The following is a 21,480-nucleotide window of genomic DNA, read 5'->3' as shown; positions in this document are numbered from 1 at the left end:
GACGTGACGTTCTACCGCAGGTCCCGATTGCGCGATCACCTGCCGCGGTGCTGGCAGGCGTGGCTGTGCCGCGTCTCTGGCCCGCCATCATGCGACATCTTATCCGCCCGGTGCCGGTCTTCGATGAAAGGGCTCCCGCCGTGGACAGCGCGAATCTGTTTGTCTTTGCCGCCGCCTATCTTGCCGTCGTCATTCTCCCGGGCCCTGGCGTCACGGCGCTTGTCGCCCGCGTCCTGGCCCGGGGCACGCGGGGCGCACCGGCTTTTATCGCCGGGTTCGTCGCGGGTGCCTTGCTGTGGTTCACGACGGCGGTCACGGGCCTGGCAGCCATCGCATCGACCTTCGCCGACGTTTTCATCGTCATACGATACGCCGGCGCCGCCTACCTGCTCTATCTCGCCTGGAGGTTCTGGACCGCGGCGGCCAGGCCGGTTGCTACCGTCGATACGTCACCCGAAAGCCGTGGACGACTCTTCCTTGCCGGTCTTGCGATCAATCTCGGCAACCCCAAGGCGGTCGTGTTCTTCCTCGCGCTGCTGCCCACCGTCGTGGACGTCGAGGCCCTGACGCTGCCGGGCGCCGTCGAGCTGGGCGTGCTGGTTGCCGTCATCGTGGCGATTGTATTCAGCGCCTATACACTTGCCGCCGCGCGGGCGCGCCGTCTGTTCACCTCGCCGCGCGCCTTGCGCCTGGTGAACCGTGGCAGCAGCGTGGCGATGGCCGGCGCCGCAGCTGCCATCGTCACGCGCTGAAAGTGGCGGTCGATCATCCCGGGAACGGGCGCACGATCCCTTCGGTCCAGGCCGCATTTCCCATGCGTTTGCCAAAGGCTTGCACCGTGCGTGCAGAACGAGCGTCCTGCGTCGCGACCCGCCAACCGTGGAAATCGTTGGCTTCCGGCGCCGGATCCGTTGCCTGTTCCGGCCGGGCCGCGTCATGCTGGGCCCGAAGGGCGTCCATGCGTTGCTGAATCGTCGTCACCGGGATGATCCTTCTGAAGCAGGGGATGCAACAGAAACGGTTTCCGGCGGCAAACGTTGCGCTGGCGAACGGCTCAGCGCGCCATCGCTGCCGGCTCGTGCGCGCGCAGGAAGCTGCGTACCTGGCGCACCACGACCGGGATCATCTCCTTGGGCTCCTTCCAGGGATACAGGCTCACTTCCGATTTCGGCGCCAGCCGGACCGTCTCCATGGCCACGGCATAGGGATGCGGCGGAATGTCATCGGGCAGCACCAGCACCGGCACCTGGCAGGTGCGCACAAAATCGCGCGTCACGGTGAACACGAAGTCGGCATTGGCGCGATACATCCTGTCGAGGAAGGCGCTCACCATCTCCAGGGTGACGTCGGGGCGGCGGGCGCACAGGGCCGGTCCCCAGTGGGCGATGTTGTTGTTGTAGAACTGGTCGGGCAGTTCCGGCCGGAAGCCGCTGGGCTGTGCCAGTACGGCGGCGACCACGCGCGTTGGCGCCCGCTTGATCAGGTTCCAGATGAACGGGCCGCCGATACAGTAGCCCAGCGCCAGGAACTGCTGGACGCCCAGGTGATCGAGCAGGGCGAGATGATCGTCGGTATAGGCATCCCAGGGCCGCTCGACCTCCAGCGGACCCGAGGATTGGCCTCCCGTGGCGTTGCGCAGATCCATCGTGATGCAGCGATAGCGGTCCTTCAGTACCGCCATGGCATTGAACGGCGCACTGCCGCTCAGGAAGGCCATGGTCGCATTCAACCCGCCGCCGGGAATGATCAGCAACGGAAAGCCCGATCCGGCTTCCTCGTAGTGAATGCGAACGGCGCCCTTCTCGAAAAACGGCATGGTCGATCCTCCCGGGACGCCATCCTGTCATGCCGCCATGCACGGCGCATCTGCTCCCGCTGCCGCGCAGATATGATGGCCCTACATCACGCTGGGCAACAGCAGTTCCGCTCCGCGCACGGCCAGGATATCCAGCGATTGGTGGGCACCGGTCATGCCGGCAAAGACCTGTCTGTTGACGTCGAGGATCATTTTCCACTGGTTGGGATCACCGTACGCGCGCTGGGCGATGCGCGAGAGGGTGTCGGCGGGTTGCACGGCGTAGCGAAAGTAGATCGTGGCATTGAGTGATGCGCCGCCGCGCGGGGCAACCAGGGTGCGTCCCGGAATCCAGGGACCGGCGTCCTTGGCGTTCCGCAGTTCCGGAGGCGGCGGCGGCTTCCGGGGCGCCAGCGCCAGGACCTCGCTCTCGAAGACCGCCGGCAGCGCGCGGATCGCAATCAACGCGAACAGCGCTTCTGGCGATGCGGCCATGCGAGCCGCCTCGGCGACGCGCGTATCGGGGAAGTGGAGCATTTCCCGCGCCGGCTGGGCGCCGCCGATGCCGGGATAGGCGCCTTCCATCTCGGCGAGCGAGCGATATCGCTTGCCGGTGCGGTCGATGTACTGGATCCCCTTGCCGAACTTGCGAACCAGCACGGTATGCGCCTGCTTCGGGGCGCCTGTTGCCATGTCCCAATAGAGGTTCACCAGGCACACGTCGCCCTTCGTGTTCGCCGCGATGCCTTTCTCGAGATGCTGCACGGTCGATAGCTCGAGAGTCCAGGGTTTGCTCTTGCTGGTGCCCTTCACCGTCGATACGACCGGCATCTTGATCTCGTTCCACAGCACGCCGATCTTGGTGAGGTGCGGCGTCAGATCATGGATGGCCGGCAGTCCCTGCAGGCCGCCCAGGTACTCGATGGGCACGCCCACGGCCTGGGCCAGGTCGTAGACCGTGATGTAGAGCCCTTGGAAATTGGCGGCGCGCACCGCGGCAACGAAGCCGCACATCGGCAGCTTGGAGTTGGCGTCCAGGGACACCTTGACGCCGCGCACGGCCCGCTCGCCGCGGGCCGCGACTCCCAGGAGGCGCAGAAGGGCGCCGCCGATGACGACGGCCCGGCCGAGATCCTCGACGTAGCCCCACTTGTCGCCTTGTTGGCCCTTCGCCCATCCGTCACCGATGCGAAGCAGGTCGATGAAGAAAGCGTCGGCGGCGAAGCGGAAGGACTTGACCACCAGGCCTTCGGTAATCCTGCCGATGATCTTGGGGACGGCCAGCGCCGATGGATCGACGCTGTCCTTCAGGATCTGTTGCCAGATGTCGTCTTCGACAACCTGAAGCTCAGCGTCGATCTCATCCGCGATAGGGGTGAGATACCGCACGTCGACTCCTGCACCGTGTATTCCGACAGACATGGACACGGGGCGGATGCGACTATTCCGGCGACGACAGAAAAAGCGCTGGATGGCAGATTGCAGGCGCGTGTCGATCGCGCCTCGACGGCATGTGCGCGATACGGCGCTTCATGATGGCGCAAAATCTCGCTTGGCGGGGCGCACCTGGCGCTGAACCTGTCCAGTGATCAGTACGACCGGTTCAACGCATCACAGGACATCATGGCAGCTTTCGCGGTCGCCTCGGCGCCGGCCCGTCATCGGCGGCGGCGGGCGCGCTCGCGTGCGGCACGGTGATGGACAGGAACCGCGCGACGTCGGCGCTGGCTGCTGTGTAGGCGTGCGGGATACGTGAGTCGAACAGGGCGCTCTCGCCTGGCCGCATCAGGCGGGCGCGTTTGCCTTGCAGGTGCAGCCGCAGCTCGCCGTCCAGGACGAAGCAGAACTCGGTATTGGGATGTCCGACGAGCCCGCCCGCCGCTTTCAGCGTGCGGTGGCGGGTCGACATGATGAACGTCGCGATCCGGCCGGTGAGCGGGTTGTCGGGGTGCAGCGCCAGGGCCTCGCGGCGGCCCAGCCGGATCCCCATCGCCTGCTCGGCGGAGAACGACACCGGCGGACCCGACGGGTTGTCCGATACGACGGATTGCGGCAGCACGGCCGACCACGGCACTTTCAGGCCGGCGACCACTTTGGCCAGCAGGGGCAGGGTGGGCGTCATCTTGCTGGTTTCGATGCGGGACAGCGTAGGATGGGGCACGCCCGTCAGATCCTCGGCCTGCTTGAGCGTGAACCCCTTCGAGACGCGAAGATCACGCAGCTTGGCGCCCAGTTCGCTGGCGAGGTCCAGGAACTGCGGCTCGCGCGTCCAGCCGGTACGGCGACGAGGTGAGGTGCTGCGGCTTTTCGTGGTCATGGCAGGTCTTGTACGTTGCCCCTTCAAGGTGTCGCAATGGGCTTGACGGAACGGGCCGTCCGTCGCGATAGTACGGATCGGTACAGCAGAAAGAGCACACCATGCCGCTGGGTCTCCTGCAACACTCACGATCGAACCGGCCGATCTCGAGCGCAGCAAGTACTTCTACTGCGACGTGCTTGGCCTTGAGGACGGCGAGCGCCCGCCGCTGGGCTTCCCCGGCTACTGGCTTTATTCGGCCGGCGTCGCGACCGTCCACCTGCTGGGCGCGCGCCAGCCGCGCGAGGGCATCGTCGTGCGCGGCGCCACGCAGCATTTCGACCACACCGGCCGCTTCGATCACATCGCGTTCAGCGCCACGGACGCCGCGGCGGTGCGCGAGCGCCTGCGATCCCGGTCCGTCGCGTTCCGCGAGCAGGTCATTCCCCGCACCGGTGCCGTGCAGATCTTCCTCCATGACCCCGACGGCATCGGCGTGGAGCTGAACTTCCCGCCGGAAGAAAACCGATAGGCCGTCAATCCACCTGGATGCCCAGCGCCGGCAGCAGCGTGCGATATCGCGCGACTTCGCTGGCGACATAGGCGGCGAAGCGATCGGGCGGCATCAGCACGATCTCGCCGCCGTTGTCCCGCGTGTACGTTTCGAACGCCGGCGTACGGGCCGCCTGTGCCATGCGCCGGTAGAGGTCGTTGACGACATCGGGCGGCGTCATCGGCGGAGCCCAGAAACCGGACCATGCCGGAATGTCGGCCTCGACGCCCACCTCGCCGAATGTCGCGGTGTCGGGCAGTTCGGAGATGCGCTCCCGGCTCGAGACGCCGAGGGCGCGCAGCCGACCCTCTTTCAGGTACGACATCACGATCGACGGTGAGACGAACATCGAGTCGATCGTCCCGGTGAGCAGGTCGGCCACCGGCGTGGCCTTGTAGGGGATGTGCGTCATCTCGATGCCGGCGCTGCGGCAGAACAGGGCTGCAATGACGTGGGTGGTGTTGCCGGTGCCGGCCGAGCCGTAGGTCAACCTGCCCGGCTCGGCTTTCGCCGCGGCGAGGAAGGCCGGCAATGTCTTGAAGCGCGACGTGCTGGGAACGATGAGGGCGAAGCCCGAACCGCGCGACAGCATGGTGATGGGCGTGAACCCGGTGACGGGATCGTATGGCAGGTTGCGGATCAGCACGCCGCTCGTCGTGTGGCCACCCGTCGTGTACAGCACGGTCATGCCGTCCGGTCTGGATCGCGAAACCTCCTGCGAGCCGATCGTGGTGCCGCCGCCGGGCTTGTTGTCGACAATGACGGCCCCACCGGTGACGCGCCGCAGCGACTCGGCAAAGACCCGGGCACTGTTGTCCGTGCCGGAGCCAGCCGAGAACGGCACGATGATGCGCAAGGGGCCTGCCTGCGCCCGGGCGATCGATGGCAGGAGGATGCCTGCCGGCAGGCATGTCAACAGGTCGCGTCTGTGCAGGGACATCGGACAGGCCTCGCTGTCGTGATAGGGCGCCTAGGCGCGTCCCCGGATGGCGTCAGTGGCTTCGCGCAGCGCGGCCGCGGGATTGGCTGCCATCGATGCGCTGCGCCAGGCGACGTGGCCGTCGGGCCGCACCAGCACGGCACCGGTATCGTCGACGCCGTAGGCATCGTGCCAGGCTCGCGCACCGGTGTTGTAGGCGCCGTCACCGATGGTGACCGTCTCCAGCGGCAGATCCTGCGTCAGGTCTCGCGCGGCGCCGGCCCACGCCTCGCCCCGCGCGCCGGCCATCATGACAAAGCCCTGGCCCACCAGGTCGATGGTCGATGTGCGGGCACTGCGGTCATCCGGCGTTAGCCAGACATGCGGCGCCCGACTACCGGGCCGGGCGGACGGCACGTAGTCGGTGACGGGATTGCCGACCTCAGGCGCCGGCGTTCCATCGGCCACGATGGCAGCCGAGCGATAGAGGCTGCCGAAGATCAGGCCGCGTTCGTTGAGGTACTCGGGTCGCGCGCGGGCGTCCGGCTGGCGTTGCAGGCGTCCCATGGACACGGCGTTGCCCAGGCTTTGCGCGACGATCGCCTGGCCCACGGGCTGGCGCTCGTCGTGATAGGTCTGCAGCAGCGATGGCGCGGCGCGATCCTGCAGCACCAGCGCCAGCTTCCAGCACAGATTGTGGACATCCTGTATGCCGGAGTTCATGCCGAAGCCGCCCGTGGGCGGCATCTCGTGCGCCGCATCGCCGGCGAGGAAGATCCGGCCGATGCCGAAGCGCTCGGCCACCCGCGCGGCGGCCACCCACGGGGCGATCCCCAGGATCTTCACAGCGAGTTCCGGCACGCCCACCGCCGCCCGCACCATCGCGATCGACCGCTCGGGCGTGAAATCATCAGGCTTGAAGCCGTAGGCGCCGATGGAGTTGACGATGAAGCCCCAGCGGTCGATGCCGTTGATCGTCAGGAAGGTCGCCCTGAAGTCCGGGTTGTGCACGAAGTAAAGCGCTGCCGGGCGCTCGGCGGTCCACGGCTGCAGATCGGCGTTCAGCAGGATGTTGACGCTGTCGTAGACATTGTCGCGCCCGATCATCGGCACGCCGAGCGCCTGGCGGATCTGGCTGCGCGCGCCGTCGGCCGCGATCAGGTATTGCGCGCGCACGGTTTCGCACTGGCCGTCGACCTTGCTCACCAGCGTCGTGGTAACGCCGGCATCGTCCTGCTCGAATGCCTCCAGTTCCGTATCGAACCGCAGCGTCGCCGCCGTTTCGCGCTCGGCGGCGCGGCGCACCACCGGCTCGAAATCGTCCTGGGCGCAAAGACACGGCAGCACCGGCGTGATCCGGGCCGCATCGCCTTTCGCCGAACCAGGGATGCGCCGCTCGATCTCGGCGCCCGCCAGGCTCTCGGTCCAGACCACCATGCCGGCACGCCGCGGCGGCAGTCCGGCGGCGCGAATGGCCGCCTCCAGCCCGTGCTGGCGGTAGATCTCCATGGTACGCGCGTTGATGGCGCGGGCCTTGGGATGCACCGCGGTGCCGGGATGGCGTTCGACCAGCAGCGATCGAATCCCCTGGCGCGACAGCAGGTACGATGCGGTCAGCCCCACCGGACCGCCGCCGACGATGAGCACGGGAACATGCTTGATGGAACTGCTGTCTGGCATTTTCCAATCCTCTGTACGGATCGGTAGATGATAGTACGGATCCGTAGAGAGTCAATCCGGACGCCCCTGGCGTCTGTTCGCAGCGCCTGTGCTGTTGTCCACCTGCTGCGGTTAATCCTGTTGCGCCATTAGCCGCCATGATGCATGCACCGTACCTTCACCTCGAAACTGGACCTTCGATGCCTGCGATCGCCGACCTGTCGACTGCCGATCTCGACGCCTTGTGGAGCCGCGTGCAGAACGCCTATGGCGCCTTCCGCGCCCGCGGCCTGAAGCTTGACATGACGCGCGGCAAACCGTCGGCGGCGCAGCTCGACCTTGCGAACCCGATGTTCACCTTGCCCGGCAATGGCGATCATTTCACCGACGCGGGCGAGGACGTGCGCAACTACGGCCTCCTGCAGGGTGTGCCCGAAGTGCGGGCGCTGTTCGCGCCGATCATGGGCACGCCGGCCGACCAGGTTTTCATCGCCGACAATTCCAGCCTGGCGCTGATGCACGACTGCCTGGTCTGGGCCCTGCTGAAGGGCGTTCCGGGCGGCAGTGCGCCGTGGTCGAAGGACGCTGCGCCGGCGTTCATCTGCCCGGTGCCGGGCTACGACCGGCACTTCGCGCTCTGCGAGGAGTATGGCGTGCGCATGCTGCCGGTGCCGATGACCGGGCAGGGGCCCGACATGGATGCGGTCGAGGCGTTGGCCGTCGATCCCGCCGTGAAGGGCATGTGGTGCGTGCCCAAGTATTCCAACCCGTCGGGCGAGGTGTACAGCGACGAGACCGTCCGCCGGCTCGCGACCATGCGCGCCGGCGCGCCCGATTTCCGCCTGTTCTGGGACAACGCCTATGCCGTCCATCACCTGACGGCGCGGCAGCACGAGATCCTCAACGTGGTCGACGCCTGCGCCGCCGCCGGCCATCCTGACCGGCCGTTCATCTTCGCCTCGACCTCCAAGGTGACATTGGCTGGTGCGGGGCTGGCGTTGTTCGCGTCGTCGCCGGCCAATCTGCGCTGGTTCCTGGCCCGCGCCGGCAAGCGCACCATCGGGTCCGACAAGCTGAACCAGTTGCGCCATCTGCGCTTCCTGCGCGATGCCGCCGGCATCCGCCGCCACATGGAGGGTCATCGCGCGCTGCTGGCGCCGAAGTTCGACGCTGTTGCCGAGGCACTGGAGCGTCATCTCGGCGGCACCGGCGCAGCACGCTGGACCCGGCCCGAGGGCGGCTATTTCATCACCGTCGATGCGACCGATGGTACGGCCGGCCGCGTCGTGGCGCTGGCCAAGGACGCCGGCCTGGCGCTGACCCCGGCTGGCGCCACCTCGCCGTTGGGCCGCGACCCGCACGATCGGACGTTGCGGCTGGCGCCGACCTATCCGTCGCTGGACGAGGTACGCGCTGCCGCCGAAGGCATCGCGTTGTGCATCGCGCTCGCCGCGCTGGAGAAACAGAAGCAGGTGCGCGCCGAGCGGCGCTAGTACTCACGATCATTGAAAGGTGATTCGCTACCCGCTGTCATCCCGAGCGTAGCGAGGGATCTTTTGATGCATCGCACGCCATCATCCAAAGATCCCTCGCTGCGCTCGGGATGACAGTCTGCATCAGTCAATTGTGAGTCCAGGTACTAGGCGGGTGAAACTGATCGCCGGGTACTCTGTCTGGCGACGTTCAGAACGGACACGGCACGTACAGCAGATCGTCCTCGTAGTCGGCCATGTCTGTCAATTTGGCGCGCGTGAAGGTGCCGTTGTTGTGGTGCCAGAGACTGGCGACCTCATCGACCAGTTGGCCGTTGATCCGGTTGCGGCCCAGGCTCAGACACACATGATCAGGCAATGCGCTGGCTGATCCGCGGACGAACACCACGTCACCCGCCTGCGGAATGAGGCCGAACTTGCGTTTGACGGGAACCGCGTGCGGGTAGGCCGTGAGAGTCTCGTCGATCCGCTTCACGTAGGCCACATAGGCCTTGGTTCCGGTTTTCGATTGCTGTTTTGTCCAATCGGTGGCGCTTGTGCGCTGCATGTCGAGCAGGACATCGCCCAGGATTGCCTTCGCCTGAACTTCGGCTGCCCGGTAGGCGGCGCGCAGTTCGCCGTGGCTGAGCAGCCCGGCGACGGACGCTGTTACCAGCACGGCGTCGCGGCAATTGAGGGCGGTGGTGCCGGTGGGCGCGGGGCCTCCGCCTTGCACCCAGCGATCGAAAGCATGGATGTCGGTGTATTGCGTCTGGCTGGCGCGCCGTCCGCGGTAGGGAAGGATCGAGTCGGGGGCGCGATCAACCCAGCGCCACTGCCCCAGCAGGGACCTCGCGGTGCGGGCGAGGATCGCGCCACGACGTGTCTTTTGCGGTGACCGCATCGCCGCCACGCGCTGGCGGTCCGCCAAGACCCGAGGCGGGATCGGATCTCGACCCGGAGGCGTCGGAACGACAGATCCGGCTACAAACGTCACGGTCGACGCGGCTGGTGGAGGTTCGATACCCGTTGCATCCTCCAGTTCGCCAATAAAGATACGGCGGATCGCGTTGACATTGTCCCCCGTGTTGCAGTTGCACATCGCCAACGCCATGCTCTGGTCGTCGATCTGCGCGCCTGCGGCTTCGAAGGCGTTCGCGATCGTGGCGAATGCATCGACGTATTTCTTGAGATAGTCCAGAAACGGATCTCCGAGCAGGCTGCGCTGCGTGACCCAAAGTGCGTTAACGCGTGAGGCATCCCATGCCATGACGAGCCCCTCGATGCGCCTGTTCGGTGTCCGAGACACCACAAACAGTGCTAGAGTTCATGACATAAAATACAAGCTGCAATAGATTCACGACAGTCAAGAAGCACCCGGAACTGAACCCTTTTCCGTGTCACTGAAGAATGTGCATGGAGGGCCGGGTTCGCTTCCGGCGGGTCACGCGATGTCCGCAGTGCAATGCGTTCCCTGCAACGGTGTAGCGGCGGCGGTTGACCTGCTGGCGGCGCGCTCCTAGCCTCATCGCATGACCGACTCGCACATCTTCGCGCCGGATCACGACGCGCCCATCGAGTACATGCGTCGCACGCGCGACTACTATCTGGCGCTCGGCTACGACAATCCTTACCGCTGGGCGCATTACACGGACGCACCGTTCCAGCCGCTGGCCCGCAAGCTCGGCGACAGCACGCTGGCGCTGATCACCACGGCGGCGCCTTACCAGCCCGACAAGGGCGACCAGGGACCGGGCGCGGCCTACAACGCCGGCGCCAAGTTCTACACGGTCTATTCGGGCGACACGGCGGTCGACCACGACACGCGCATCTCCCATATCGGCTATGACCGCAAGCATACGACGGCCACCGACTCCAACACGTGGTTCCCGCTGCCGCTGATGCGCCGGTTCGCCGACGAGGGCCGCTTCAAGCTGGCGCCACGCTTCCATGGCGCGCCGACCAACCGCAGCCAGCGTGTCACCTTGGAGACCGACGCACCCGAGATCCTGGCGCGCTGCCGACAGGATCAGGTCGATGCGGCGCTGCTCGTCCCCGCTTGACCCGTCTGTCACCAGACCGTGAGTCTGGTCGCTCGACACCTCGAACGCAACGGCATCGCCACGATCATCATGGGCGCGGCCAAGGACATCGTCGAACACGCCGGCGTGCCGCGCCTGCTGTTCAGTGATTTCCCGCTGGGCAATGCCGCCGGCAAGCCGCACGAACCCGACACCCAGGCCTTCACGCTCGACCTGGCGCTCAAGGTGCTGGAGAGCGCCGTCGGCCCCCGCACCACGGTGCAGTCGCCGCTGCGCTGGGCGGACGACGGCGATTGGAAACTCGACTTCTCCAACGTCGACCGCATGAGCCCGGAGGAGGTCGCCAAGCGCCGCGCCGAGTTCGACAAGGTCAAGCAGGTGGCGCTGGGTCAGCGCCAGAAGGCCGGCGCGGCGTAGAGAGGCGCCCTCACGGCAGCATGAGGCCGGCGCCATGCCGGGTCAGCCACGCGCCGTAGTCCTGGGCGGATCGGGTCATCCCGTAGCGGGGCTTGTAGAGTTCATCGGCCAATCGTGCCGTAGCCAGCGGCGCGCGGTCGCGATCGCCATGGAGGTTGATGGTTGCCGCTTCGCCGGCCTCGCGCAGGCGGCATTCGAAGCCGGGGCGGGCGATGTCGCGCAGCAGGATGCCCCAGTCGAGCAGACTCCAGGGTGTGCCCGGACCGATGTTGTACAGGTCGTATCGGGGTGATGGCGCATCGATCAGCGCCAGGATGGCTTCGGCGACGTCGCGGACATAGACGAAGTCGCGCAGGCAGGGGCGCGGGAGCAGCGCCGGCCGGCCCTCGAGGGCGGCGAGCGCCACCTGGTACGGTGGGCTGAGCGTGTCGCGCACGCCCGTGTCATGCTCCCACGGCCCGAACACGCTCGACAGTCGCACCACGCGCGTATCGAGCCCGCCCAGCTCGGCCAGGCGCCGTGCGAACTGTTCGCCGGCGAGCTTGCTGACAGCGTAGAGCGACCGCGGCGTTGCCGTCGTCGTCTCGTGCAGCAGGTCGTGCTGGAACCCACTGTCGCCGTAGGCCGACCCGGAACTCAGCAGGATGGTCCGGCGCACGGTTCCGGCGCTGACCGCCTGCAGGGTACGCACCAGGCCACCGACGTTGATGTCGAGGATCCGATCAGGCTCCGCTGCCTCGCGCGCCGCGTCGGCCGTCAGCGCCGCGCCGTAGATCACCACGTCGGGCTGGTCGGCGACGGCATAGCGAACGTCGTTCTCGTCGCGCACATTGCCGCTGACCACCGACAGGTGGCCGCCGAGATGGCCCAGAATCGCGGCGGCCGCCGCGGGCGGTGGGCGGCGATCGAGCAGGGTGACGTCGTCACCGCGCGCCAACAACGCCTCGGCAAGGCCGAGGCCGACGAAGCCGGCACCACCGATGATCAGAACCCGCATGCGATCGCCCTGCGTCGTCGATCGGAGGGCGCCATCCTAGGGCGACTGTCGCTCGACTGCCATCCCGAGCGCAGCGAAGAATCTTTCCGCGTGAAGGGTCCGGGAACCGGCGAAAAGACTCCGCGCTGCGCTCGGAATGACAGCGACCCACCAGCAGATGATGACGTGCGCTGTCAGCGCGCGGCCGACGAGGCCGCGACGGCAAGCCCTGGCGCGCTCTCGCCCGGCCGCTTGCGCTCCGTTTGTCCGAGATAGGCCGAAAGGCGCTCCTGGCCGCACGTCGTCAGGCTGACGATGACGCGGCGGCGATCGGCGGGATCGTCGTGACGCTGCACCAGGCCGGCGGCGATCAGCTGCTCGACCCGCCGCAGGGCGGTCGTGAGCGCCAGGCCGGAGCCGGCGCACAGGCCGGTCAGATACATCTCGCGCTTCTCGATGTGCGCCAGCATGAGATCGAGCAGCATGTCCCAGCTTGGATCGACGAAGATGCCGTCCTGGAAGACGCGGGCGCGGATCTTGTGCTCATGCAACATGGCCCGCACGCGCGCCGACATGTCCGCTGGCGACGCCGCGGGTGCAGGGAGCGGATCACTGGCGGCCGGACCCATCTCGATCGGTGTTTCATCACCGTCGATGAACCGATTCACGGTCGTCTTGATTCCCGCCAGCGTCGACTGCATGGTCGAGAGGTGTTTCAGAACCCCGTCGCGGTCGGCGATTCGGTCGTGCGCATCGAGGCTCCTGTCCATCGCGCGGCGGATTGTGGCGACGAGATCGGCGCGGACCACCGGCTTGCACAGGAAGTCGTCCGCGCTCAGCTGAAGAGCCCGCACCGCCGTATCCATCGTCCCGTGGCCGGTGAGAACGATGACCTGCGGGCCCGGCGTGCCGGCGGGCAGTTTGGTCAGCAGCTCTTCGATCAGCTGCAGCCCGTCCATGCCGGGCATGCGCACGTCGGTGAGGAGTACGCCGATCCGCGGGTTGCATTCGATATGACGGATGGCCTCCGCCCCGCTCGTGGCCGAGTGCACGGAGAAGCCCTCGTCGGCGAGCGTCGTGACCATCTCGTCGAGCAGGGACTCGTCGTCATCGACCACGAGGACGCCGAGTTGTTTCTGTACATCCGAGCGGGATGAGTGGAGCTGCATGGTGAACCGGGCGGAGCTGGGCTTGCAGACGCGCTATCCATACTACCTCTCCGAGTATCCGGAATTGCGCGGCAAAGCCCAGCCGGAAAGGGTCCAATACGGTGTGAGGTTCGCCATCGACGCTCGCGTTCGGGCCAGCCGCGCGCAGGCCAACGGTGGGCGGCACTGGCGTCCTGCTGCTGATCACACGCCGCCGTGAAGGCCTTTGGAGCAGGGGCAACTCCGCGTGGCGCCTGCGTCCAACGCGACGAAAATCGTACGTTGGTACGCCGCCGGCAGACGCGCCGCGCTTGACGGGCGACGGCGCGCAGCCGAGGATGATCTGTCGGGTCGGACCGACGGCACACGCGTGAAAACTCACGTAGGCTCAACGCACATGAGGACCTTCAAGACACCCGCGCCCTGGGGAGTTGGGCCCGGACCGTCGAAGCTGTACTCCATCGATGGCGCGCTCGGCGCGATCGACATGTGGCTCGAACTGACACCGGCGCGCGCCGAGACGGTGCGCGAACGCGACCTGATGCTGACGCTGCGCGACCTGCTGGACCACATTCCGGTCAGCGCCAGCGAGGCTGACCTCATCTCCGCCAAGCGCGCCATCAAGGGGATGGTGAAGTATGCGTGCGGCCGCGAGGCCCAGGGCGCACGCATCGCGTCGTACGCCGCGCGGGTCCGTCGCTCGGCGCCCCCTTCCTTGGTCAACTTGTAGAGTTTGACCCGTGTCGCGCCGCGCCGTTCTCGGGGCGGCGCAACGGTGCACCCATGCCTCGGACATTCAAAGAGCCGGTCGATTGGGGCTTTGTCCCCGGACCAACGTTCGTGGAGTCGATCGGCGGCGCGCTGGCCGCGGTCGACCTGTGGCTCAAGCATACCGCGAGCGACGAGCGCGTCGCGCCCGAACGCATGATGGCGTTCGATCTGCGGCAGCGCCTGGCGGCTGTGCCGCAAGTACCGACTGCGTTTCAGGTCGAGGAAATCATGACGGCCATCAGGACGGTGGTCGATTTCGCCGTGAAGCGAAAAGTCGTGCTCCTGTCGGACCAGGCCGGGTCGTAGAGGGTGGACGGTGCCGATTCGCGACCATCACTGCGATGGGTCGTGCGTCGACGGCTCCACCCGACTGAGCAGGTAGTCGTGGTATCGTCGCAGAGCGTGCGCGGATTCCTGCAACACCTCGAGCAGCGCCTCGGCGCGCGCGATATCGCGTCCCTGGGCGTGCAGGCGCTTGATCAGGCGCATCTGGCGTTCGACAAGAAGATCGGCATTGCTCACGTGGCGGCTCGCCCTGCTGATCGCATCGGTCAATCCTCCGCGGCGTCCAACCGTCATTCTCGTCAGGTGGTAGCACCGCGGGCATTCGAAGACGTGGCGCGTGTGCCGTGGTTTGTCGGGATGAGGCTCGATGCTGGCCACGTAGGTGCGGCTGGCACACCGCTCGCAGCCGGGGCCTGCTGGCAGATTCAAGAACAGGTCTTCCGACATGATCGACGACCGTCAAACAGCGTTGTCCGGTTGCCTTGGTGCCAAAGAGTCGGTGCCCCGCGGGGCAGGCTCATGGAAAATTACGCCATGCACCGGGGCGTGTTCCGGCCGGCGGCCCAGCACCGCACCGCCGATCCGACCCCATGATCATCCCCGGAACCATTCTGCAGGGGTGACGTTTCCAATCAAGGCTGAATCCGAGCGCAGCCATGCTATGTACGGCGGCTGGCAACCCGCCGTCGCCTCACCTTCTCGGTGCAGAGGGGTTCGACCGATGACAAGCGTCCCCTGGGGCGACATTTCGCGTCTGGGCCCCCAGAGGCGTGGCGTCCCCGCACCACATGGCCCGGTTCAGCGCGCGCCGCCGGCGCGGAACCAATGCGCCGCCACGGGCGTCAACGTCACGGCATCAGGAACGCCCGATGACCGGGCTTAGCCGATGCCGGATTTTGATCGTGGAGGACGAGATTCTCTTGTCGATGGCGCTTGAGGGCATGCTGCGGGAAGAGGGCTGCGAGCAGTTCGCGTTCGCGGCCACGGTCGAGGATGCGCTTGGGAAGGTCGCGGAATGGAGACCCGACGTTGTGATCCTGGACCTCAACCTGCAGGGCCAGAAATCCTTTCCGGTAGCCGATGCCCTGGAGGATCACGACATCGCCTTCGTGATCGTCAGCGGCCACAGCCGGGCCATTGTGCCGGAACGCCATCAACAGCGTCCTTTCATCGGCAAGCCGTTCGGGCGCGACGAGGTGGTGCCGCTGGTGCAGCAGTTGATCAAGCGCTCAGTCCGCCCGCTTTATTAAGCGGAGCATGCGTTTGCTTGGACGTCGTGGCTGCCGACTATGTACAATCGGTTCACTGGCTCGGGAGTACGGCTTTGGCATCGCGGGCACCATCGTTCATTGTCGGGATTGGCGCCTCGGCAGGTGGCATCGAGGCATTGGAGGGATTGTTTCATCCCATGCCGGCGGATACCGGCATGGCCTTCATTCTGGTGACCCACCTGGCCCGCGGCGTACCCAGCGCACTGCCCGAGATCCTCGCTCGTTACACGCCGATGCCGGTGCTCTCAGCCACCGACGGCGCCTCGGTCGAGGCCGATCACGTCTATGTCTGTCCCGCCGACCACATCCTCATGGTGGCCGGCGGGCGCATGCATTTGCATGCCCGGGCTTCGGAAATCCAGCGCAAGCCGATTGACGTCTTTCTCAGCTCGCTGTCGGAGGAGCGCGGTGAATCGGCCATCGGCATCCTGCTGTCGGGCGGCGGCAGCGACGGCACGCTCGGGCTGAAGGCCATCAAGGAACGCGGTGGCCTGACGGTGGCGCAAGGTGCCGACGGCAGCGCGCCGATCCAGGCCAGCATGCCCGACACCGCGATCGCCGCCGGTGTCGTCGATCTGGTGCTGCCGATCGAGCATGTCGCGGAGCGACTGCTGGGCATCATCGGGGATCAGGCGCCGTTGGATGAAGCGGCAGGTGCCCAAGCCGAGGCGGCCGCCGATGTCGCCGCCAGCCGCGATGCGATCTGCCAGATCCTGCTCAACCAGGTGGGACACGATTTCCGCGGCTACAAGGATAAGACGTTCATGCGCCGCGTGCGGCGGCGCATGCAGGTGATGCAGATCAATCAGGCCGACGCCTACGTCGCGCGGCTGCGTGAGGACCCCGACGAGGTGTCTTCGCTCTTCAAGGATCTGCTGATCGGCGTGACGAATTTCTTCCGCGACCCGGATGCCTTCGAGTCCCTGGGCCAGACCATCATTCCCCAGCTGTTTGAAGGCAAGGGCGTCAGCGATACGGTGCGAATCTGGGTCCCCGGTTGCGCCACGGGCGAGGAGGTCTATTCGATCGCCATCCTGGTGCGCGAGCATATGCAGACCCTGCGGGCGCCGCCCAAGATCCAGATCTTCGCCACCGACATCGACGAGGCGGCGCTGGTGGTGGCCCGCGTCGGCCGCTATCCGGCACCGCTGCTCGACAACGTCTCGCCGCAGCGCCTGAAGCACTTTTTCACCGGCGATGATGTCAGCTACGCAGTCAACAAGGACATCCGCGACCTCTGCATCTTCTCGGCGCACAGCGTGATCCGCGACCCGCCGTTCTCGCGCATCGACCTGATCTCGTGCCGCAACCTGCTGATCTACTTCGGCGTCAACGTGCAGACCCACGTGCTGCCGGTGTTTCATTTCGCCTTGAAGCCGCGCGGCTACCTTTTCCTCGGCACGTCGGAAACCGTCAGCCAGCATGCCGACCTCTTCTCGCCGATGGACAAGAAGAACCGCATCTTCCGGCGCCGCGACCAGGTCATCCCACCGCTGCAGTTCCCGTTCTTCCAGCGCACCGGCCGGACCGCCGCTCATGCCGGCGAGCCGCTGCACGACAGTGGCGCCATTGCCGCCAACCTGCGCCGCACCACCGAAGCGCGCGTCATGGAGCAGTTCGCGCCGGCTCACGTCGTGGTCAACCGGGAGGGCGATATCCTGCATTACTCGGCGCGCACAGGTAAGTACCTGGAGCCCGCCGCCGGCCTGCCCAACCGGCAGCTTCTGGCGATGGCGCGCCGCGGGCTGCGCCTGGACCTGCGGGCGGCGCTGCGCGAGGCGATGGAAGGCCGACGCCCGGCGGCGCGGCACAGCGTTCCGGTGGAAGTCGGCGATCGCGTCCAGTTCGTCGACATCATGGTCGACCCGGTGGGCGGCACCGAGAGCGATCCCCTGTTCATGGTGGTCTTCGCCGATATCGGCGCGCCGCGATCGCTGTCGGACGCCGAGCTGGACTCCAATGCGGCCGGCAGCGACAAGTCGATGGAGCGTCTCGAACACGAATTGCGCGACACACGCGAACGGCTGCAATCGACCATCGAGGAATACGAGACGGCGGTCGAGGAACTGAAGTCGTCCAACGAAGAACTTCAGTCCATGAACGAGGAGCTGCAATCGACCAACGAGGAGCTGGAAACCTCGAAGGAAGAACTGCAGTCGGTCAACGAGGAGCTGCAGACCGTCAATTCCGAGCTCAACGTCAAGGTGGAAGAGCTCGACCGGGCGCACAACGACCTGCGCAACGTGTTCGACTCCACGCCGGTGGCGACGATCTTTCTCGACCGCAAGCTGATCATCCGCAGCTTCACGCCGGCGGTCCCCCGCATCTTCAACCTGATCTCCAACGATCGCGGCCGGCCGCTGACCGATATCGTCAGCCACCTGGCCGAGGCCGGCGACCTGCGGCGCGACATCCAGACCGTGCTGGAGACCGAACAGACCGTCGAGCGCAATGTCCGGCACACCGACGGCGCGACTCACTACTTGATGCGCATTTTGCCGTATCGGGCCACGAACAACGTCGTCGAAGGTGTGCTGGTGTCATTCGTCGACGTGACGGGCCTGGTCGACGCCGAGGCGCATCAGCGGGTGTTGGTGGAAGAGCTGAACCACCGCGTGCGCAACATGCTGACCGTCGTGGGAACGATCGCCTCGCAGACGCTGGCGCGCAGTCCGTCGCCGGAACGCTTTACCGAATCGTTCATGGGGCGGATCAATTCGCTCGCCAAGTCATATAGCCTCGTCTCCAACAAGCGGTGGGGCGACGTGTCGTTGCGCGAGATCATCGACAACGAGTTGCGAGCTTATCGCCAGGAGAGCGGCCGCAACGTCGTGCTGAACGGCCCCGACGTCGCCTTCGATTCATCGCGTGCGCTGGGCCTTGGCCTGATCTTCCATGAGCTGGTCACCAACGCCGCCAAATACGGCGCGCTGTCGACGTCCAAGGGCCACCTGAATGTGACCTGGGGGCTCGATGGCGAGCGACTGGCGATCGCCTGGTTGGAGTCCGTCGGCGCCCCGGTCACGGCACCCACCCGCCGCGGCTTCGGCATGGAGCTGATCGAGCGCCAGCTGACCACCGGCTTCCACGGTCAGGCGAATTTTGAATACGGCACCGCCGGCCTTGCCGTGCGGCTCACCCTTCCGCACAAGGCCGCGTCGCCGTAAGACCTGCGGCCGGAACTTTGGCGTATCCCTGGCGTTGCAGCGGCGAGTGGCGTCTGGAGGGAGCAGTCGAAAAAGCAAGTCCGTCACGTCAGGTTTCAGACGGAGGCTGCGATGCAATCCAAGACCCGTGATCAGATCCAGGCAATGGCGACGGCGGCCCCGGTGGCGGCCATGTCCCGGCGCGAGAAGCTGGAGCGCTGGGCCGCGCTGCTGGAAGCCCACAAGGGACGCGTCCAGCCGCTGCGGGGAATCGAGTACCTGCCCCCCGAGCGGCGGACAGGGCTGCGCGGCGAGGACTCGCCGCTGGCGCTGGCGTTCAGCGACTCGGTCCTGCGGACGCAGGGTCTTGCGAACGACACGTTCGGCCACGGCACCCGTTTTTTCGAGCTGACCGCGCCCGAGGCGCATCGGCTGCTGTGCGACTGCCACTATGCCGGCAGAATGACCGCCAAGGAACTGGCGGCCCGGCTCCGGTTTACCGCCCGGCACCCGATCCTGTCGAAGTTCATCTACTGATGCCGTCAAAGCCCGCCGCGACGGCGGCCGGGTTCATGGGTTCTTGATCGTCTTCAGCCGTTCCCAGTAGCGAAGCGCGCGGCATGCCTGCACGAACGGGGCCGCGTTCTTGGCATTGCCCAGTTCGATGATGCCGCCGTCGCCGGCAGCGCGCACGCCGGCCTTGTCCAGCACGGGCAGGGCGGACGACACATAGCCGATGAATTTGAGGTGGGCATAGGCGTCGGCCAGGAAATCGCGCACCGCCGGTTCGGACATCAAGGACGTCGCGCCGTCGTCGGAGACCAGGACAGCGACGGCATCGAACAGGACGGATGGGCCGCCATCGATCTTTTCATGGGCGTCCACCCAGCGCCCGTCGCTGGCTTCGACGCCACCCACCATCGGGGCCACCAGCCTGAACGTGGCGCCTTCCTGCGCCAGGGCGTCGGTGAGGGCCTTGAGCAGCTTGGCATCGACACCATCGCTGACCAGGATGCCCATCCTGCGCCCTTTGAGACTCCTGGGGCCATTGCCCAGGATGCTGAGCGCGGGCGAGGGCGCCAGGGACGTCTCGACGGGTTTCGCCGGTTGTGCTGCCTGCGGGATCTCCTTCAGCCGTAAGCCCTGCGCGACCGTGGTGCCCAGCGCCTCGTCCACGGTCAGCAGGTGCGCGACCATGCGGGCGCGGATGGCGATGGTCTCTACCTTGCTCAGCTCGAAGGTGAAGGCCGATGCGATGTGGCCCTGCTCGATCGGCGTCTGGCTGACATAGAACTGGCGCGCCTGGCTGTAGTGATCGGCAAAGGTCTCGCTGCGGCCGCGCTGTTTGTGGCCGGCGGCTTCTTCGGGGTATGACGGAAAGCCGCGCTCGGGCGACTCGCGCGGCCCGCCTTGTGCGCCGCCCCAGGAATTCGGCTCGTAGTTCGCCCGCCCCTTGGGATTGACGAACGCCATGTGGCCGTCCTGCTGCAGGGTGTGGAAGGGACACTTGGGCGCGTTGATCGGCAGGAAGGTGAAGTTGGGGCTGCCGAGCCGCTTCAGCTGGGTATCCAGGTACGAGAAATTGCGTCCCTGCAACAGGGGATCGTTGCTGAAGTCGATGCCCGGGACGATGTTCTGGGTACAGAAGGCGACCTGCTCGGTTTCGGCGAAGAAATTGTCGACGCAGCGGTCCAGCACCAGGCGACCGACGCGGCGGATCGGAATGTCCTCTTCCGGGATGAGCTTGGTGGCATCCAGCACGTCGAAGGCGAAGCGGTCGGCGAACGCCTCGTCGAACAGCTGCAGGCCCAGCTCCCATTCGGGAAAATCGCCGGATTGGATGGCATCCCACAGGTCACGCCGATGGAAGTCGGGATCGGCGCCGTTGATCTTCACAGCCTCGTTCCAGACGACCGACTGCATGCCGAGCTTCGGCTTCCAGTGGAACTTCACGAAGGTCGATTTGCCCTCGGCATTGATCAGCCGGAACGTATGGACCCCGAAGCCCTCCATGAAGCGGAACGAGCGCGGGATCGTCCGGTCGGACATGATCCAGAGCGCCATGTGCATCGTCTCGGGGTTCAGCGAGATGAAGTCCCAGAAATTGTCGTGCGCGGTCTGCGCCTGCGGGAAGCCGCGGTCCGGCTCGTCCTTCGCGGCATGAATGATGTCGGGAAACTTCAGGGCATCCTGGATGAAGAACACCGGGATGTTGTTGCCCACGATGTCCCAGTTGCCCTCCTGGGTGTAGAGCTTGACGGCGAAGCCGCGGACATCGCGCGCCAGGTCGGCCGAGCCCTTGTTGCCGGCAACGGTCGAAAAGCGCACGAAGGCCGGCGTCCGCTCGCCCTTGCGTTGAAACAGGTGGGCACGGGTGATGTCCGACAGGGACTCGTAGGTCTCGAAAAAACCGTGGGCGCCGAAACCGCGTGCGTGAACCACCCGCTCGGGAATGCGCTCGTGGTCGAAGTGGAACAGCTTCTCGCGGAAATGAAAATCTTCGAGCGCAGTCGGGCCGCGCGCGCCGATCTTCAGCGAGTTCTGATCGTCGGCAACGGGGATGCCCTGCTGGGTGGTGAGGACCGGCACGTCGCCGCCGGCGACCTGGTGCGTCTCGCCGCGTCCGCGCTGGCCGAGGCCGTTGCGGGCTTTGCGATCCTGTGTGGGTGTGCGTGATTGCGCGGTCTTGGATGAGGGCGAGCCGCCCCGTTTCCCCGTCTTGGCCATCGC

The 21,480-nt window shown here is 66.3% G+C and carries 20 protein-coding genes; 9 read left to right on the top strand and 11 right to left on the bottom strand.

Going from position 1 to position 21,480, the window contains the following annotated elements; all coding sequences use genetic code 11:
- Nucleotides 1–140: 140 nt before the first annotated feature.
- Nucleotides 141–752, top strand: a complete 612-nt coding sequence (locus FQU96_RS08070; protein WP_146540350.1) for a LysE family translocator — start codon at nucleotides 141–143, stop codon at nucleotides 750–752.
- Nucleotides 753–765: 13 nt separating this feature from the next.
- Here the strand turns inward: FQU96_RS08070 and FQU96_RS08065 are convergent, their stop codons facing one another.
- The 4 genes from FQU96_RS08065 to FQU96_RS08050 all read right to left on the bottom strand — a co-directional run bounded on the left by FQU96_RS08065 (nucleotide 766) and on the right by FQU96_RS08050 (nucleotide 4,112).
- Nucleotides 766–981 (bottom strand): hypothetical protein, encoded by a 216-nt coding sequence (locus tag FQU96_RS08065; RefSeq protein ID WP_146540349.1) that lies wholly within the window; start codon nucleotides 979–981, stop codon nucleotides 766–768.
- A 73-nt stretch (nucleotides 982–1,054) separates the two neighbouring features.
- Nucleotides 1,055–1,816 (bottom strand): alpha/beta fold hydrolase, encoded by a 762-nt coding sequence (locus tag FQU96_RS08060; protein ID WP_146540348.1) that lies wholly within the window; start codon nucleotides 1,814–1,816, stop codon nucleotides 1,055–1,057.
- 81 nt (nucleotides 1,817–1,897) lie between these two features.
- A complete protein-coding gene (locus FQU96_RS08055; protein WP_146540347.1) occupies nucleotides 1,898–3,184 on the bottom strand; it encodes a LysM peptidoglycan-binding domain-containing protein in 1,287 nt (428 codons plus the stop codon).
- Between the two features lie 232 nt (nucleotides 3,185–3,416).
- The gene (locus tag FQU96_RS08050; protein ID WP_146540346.1) at nucleotides 3,417–4,112 is read right to left on the bottom strand and encodes a helix-turn-helix domain-containing protein; all 696 of its coding nucleotides are present in this window, start codon (nucleotides 4,110–4,112) and stop codon (nucleotides 3,417–3,419) included.
- A 175-nt stretch (nucleotides 4,113–4,287) separates the two neighbouring features.
- Here FQU96_RS08050 and FQU96_RS08045 point away from each other — a divergent pair, with 175 nt between their 5' ends.
- The gene (locus FQU96_RS08045; protein ID WP_370461352.1) at nucleotides 4,288–4,623 is read left to right on the top strand and encodes a hypothetical protein; all 336 of its coding nucleotides are present in this window, start codon (nucleotides 4,288–4,290) and stop codon (nucleotides 4,621–4,623) included.
- Between the two features lie 4 nt (nucleotides 4,624–4,627).
- Here the strand turns inward: FQU96_RS08045 and FQU96_RS08040 are convergent, their stop codons facing one another.
- Complete coding sequence (locus tag FQU96_RS08040) at nucleotides 4,628–5,584, bottom strand: tripartite tricarboxylate transporter substrate binding protein (protein ID WP_146540344.1); 957 nt, start codon at nucleotides 5,582–5,584, stop codon at nucleotides 4,628–4,630.
- Between the two features lie 30 nt (nucleotides 5,585–5,614).
- Complete coding sequence (locus FQU96_RS08035) at nucleotides 5,615–7,243, bottom strand: FAD-dependent monooxygenase (protein WP_146540343.1); 1,629 nt, start codon at nucleotides 7,241–7,243, stop codon at nucleotides 5,615–5,617.
- A gap of 179 nt (nucleotides 7,244–7,422) precedes the next feature.
- On the opposite strand from FQU96_RS08035, the gene FQU96_RS08030 reads away from it, so the two are divergent.
- The gene (locus tag FQU96_RS08030; protein WP_146540342.1) at nucleotides 7,423–8,715 is read left to right on the top strand and encodes an aminotransferase class I/II-fold pyridoxal phosphate-dependent enzyme; all 1,293 of its coding nucleotides are present in this window, start codon (nucleotides 7,423–7,425) and stop codon (nucleotides 8,713–8,715) included.
- Nucleotides 8,716–8,905: 190 nt separating this feature from the next.
- On the opposite strand, the gene FQU96_RS08025 is transcribed toward FQU96_RS08030, so the two are convergent.
- A complete protein-coding gene (locus FQU96_RS08025; RefSeq protein ID WP_146540341.1) occupies nucleotides 8,906–9,964 on the bottom strand; it encodes a hypothetical protein in 1,059 nt (352 codons plus the stop codon).
- Nucleotides 9,965–10,226: 262 nt separating this feature from the next.
- Here FQU96_RS08025 and FQU96_RS08020 point away from each other — a divergent pair, with 262 nt between their 5' ends.
- Nucleotides 10,227–11,153: a glycine/sarcosine/betaine reductase selenoprotein B family protein gene (locus FQU96_RS08020; RefSeq protein WP_146540340.1), complete on the top strand. Its 927-nt coding sequence runs from the start codon at nucleotides 10,227–10,229 to the stop codon at nucleotides 11,151–11,153.
- Nucleotides 11,154–11,163: 10 nt separating this feature from the next.
- On the opposite strand, the gene FQU96_RS08015 is transcribed toward FQU96_RS08020, so the two are convergent.
- Nucleotides 11,164–12,150 (bottom strand): NAD(P)-dependent oxidoreductase, encoded by a 987-nt coding sequence (locus tag FQU96_RS08015; RefSeq protein ID WP_146540339.1) that lies wholly within the window; start codon nucleotides 12,148–12,150, stop codon nucleotides 11,164–11,166.
- Nucleotides 12,151–12,323: 173 nt separating this feature from the next.
- Nucleotides 12,324–13,247, bottom strand: coding sequence for a response regulator (locus FQU96_RS08010; RefSeq protein ID WP_178130381.1), 924 nt, complete (start codon nucleotides 13,245–13,247; stop codon nucleotides 12,324–12,326).
- Nucleotides 13,248–13,674: 427 nt separating this feature from the next.
- On the opposite strand from FQU96_RS08010, the gene FQU96_RS08005 reads away from it, so the two are divergent.
- Both FQU96_RS08005 and FQU96_RS08000 read left to right on the top strand, forming a co-directional pair.
- Nucleotides 13,675–14,007: a hypothetical protein gene (locus FQU96_RS08005; protein ID WP_146540337.1), complete on the top strand. Its 333-nt coding sequence runs from the start codon at nucleotides 13,675–13,677 to the stop codon at nucleotides 14,005–14,007.
- A gap of 53 nt (nucleotides 14,008–14,060) precedes the next feature.
- Nucleotides 14,061–14,354 (top strand): hypothetical protein, encoded by a 294-nt coding sequence (locus tag FQU96_RS08000; protein ID WP_146540336.1) that lies wholly within the window; start codon nucleotides 14,061–14,063, stop codon nucleotides 14,352–14,354.
- 27 nt (nucleotides 14,355–14,381) lie between these two features.
- Here FQU96_RS08000 and FQU96_RS07995 read toward each other — a convergent pair whose 3' ends face one another.
- On the bottom strand, nucleotides 14,382–14,780 hold the full coding sequence (locus tag FQU96_RS07995; protein ID WP_146540335.1) for a hypothetical protein: 399 nt from the start codon (nucleotides 14,778–14,780) through the stop codon (nucleotides 14,382–14,384).
- 422 nt (nucleotides 14,781–15,202) lie between these two features.
- Here FQU96_RS07995 and FQU96_RS07990 point away from each other — a divergent pair, with 422 nt between their 5' ends.
- The 3 genes from FQU96_RS07990 to FQU96_RS07980 all read left to right on the top strand — a co-directional run bounded on the left by FQU96_RS07990 (nucleotide 15,203) and on the right by FQU96_RS07980 (nucleotide 19,287).
- Nucleotides 15,203–15,583, top strand: coding sequence for a response regulator (locus FQU96_RS07990; protein ID WP_178130380.1), 381 nt, complete (start codon nucleotides 15,203–15,205; stop codon nucleotides 15,581–15,583).
- 26 nt (nucleotides 15,584–15,609) lie between these two features.
- A complete protein-coding gene (locus FQU96_RS07985) occupies nucleotides 15,610–18,771 on the top strand; it encodes a CheR family methyltransferase (protein ID WP_370461356.1) in 3,162 nt (1,053 codons plus the stop codon).
- A gap of 111 nt (nucleotides 18,772–18,882) precedes the next feature.
- Nucleotides 18,883–19,287 carry a hypothetical protein gene (locus tag FQU96_RS07980; protein ID WP_146540333.1) on the top strand — a complete coding sequence of 135 codons (405 nt, stop codon included), beginning with the start codon at nucleotides 18,883–18,885 and terminating at the stop codon, nucleotides 19,285–19,287.
- Between the two features lie 33 nt (nucleotides 19,288–19,320).
- Here FQU96_RS07980 and FQU96_RS07975 read toward each other — a convergent pair whose 3' ends face one another.
- The gene (locus FQU96_RS07975; RefSeq protein ID WP_146540332.1) at nucleotides 19,321–21,477 is read right to left on the bottom strand and encodes a catalase; all 2,157 of its coding nucleotides are present in this window, start codon (nucleotides 21,475–21,477) and stop codon (nucleotides 19,321–19,323) included.
- Nucleotides 21,478–21,480: the final 3 nt, after the last annotated feature.

It is taken from the genome of Reyranella sp. CPCC 100927, assembly GCF_007859315.1.
Taxonomy (GTDB): Bacteria; Pseudomonadota; Alphaproteobacteria; order Reyranellales; family Reyranellaceae; genus Vineibacter.
This window is presented reverse-complemented; position numbering and strand designations above follow the sequence as displayed.

Bases quoted from the DNA above. Each gene is read 5' to 3' on its own strand.
- FQU96_RS08060 (WP_146540348.1), bottom strand. From the start codon at position 1,816: ATGCCGTTTTTCGAGAAGGGCGCCGTTCGCATTCACTACGAGGAAGCC.
- FQU96_RS08050 (WP_146540346.1), bottom strand. From the start codon at position 4,112: ATGACCACGAAAAGCCGCAGCACCTCACCTCGTCGCCGTACCGGCTGG.
- FQU96_RS08040 (WP_146540344.1), bottom strand. From the start codon at position 5,584: ATGTCCCTGCACAGACGCGACCTGTTGACATGCCTGCCGGCAGGCATC.
- FQU96_RS08035 (WP_146540343.1), bottom strand. From the start codon at position 7,243: ATGCCAGACAGCAGTTCCATCAAGCATGTTCCCGTGCTCATCGTCGGC.
- FQU96_RS08030 (WP_146540342.1), top strand. From the start codon at position 7,423: ATGCCTGCGATCGCCGACCTGTCGACTGCCGATCTCGACGCCTTGTGG.
- FQU96_RS08025 (WP_146540341.1), bottom strand. From the start codon at position 9,964: ATGGCATGGGATGCCTCACGCGTTAACGCACTTTGGGTCACGCAGCGC.
- FQU96_RS08015 (WP_146540339.1), bottom strand. From the start codon at position 12,150: ATGCGGGTTCTGATCATCGGTGGTGCCGGCTTCGTCGGCCTCGGCCTT.
- FQU96_RS08005 (WP_146540337.1), top strand. From the start codon at position 13,675: ATGAGGACCTTCAAGACACCCGCGCCCTGGGGAGTTGGGCCCGGACCG.
- FQU96_RS08000 (WP_146540336.1), top strand. From the start codon at position 14,061: ATGCCTCGGACATTCAAAGAGCCGGTCGATTGGGGCTTTGTCCCCGGA.
- FQU96_RS07995 (WP_146540335.1), bottom strand. From the start codon at position 14,780: ATGTCGGAAGACCTGTTCTTGAATCTGCCAGCAGGCCCCGGCTGCGAG.
- FQU96_RS07990 (WP_178130380.1), top strand. From the start codon at position 15,203: ATGACCGGGCTTAGCCGATGCCGGATTTTGATCGTGGAGGACGAGATT.
- FQU96_RS07980 (WP_146540333.1), top strand. From the start codon at position 18,883: ATGCAATCCAAGACCCGTGATCAGATCCAGGCAATGGCGACGGCGGCC.
- FQU96_RS07975 (WP_146540332.1), bottom strand. From the start codon at position 21,477: ATGGCCAAGACGGGGAAACGGGGCGGCTCGCCCTCATCCAAGACCGCG.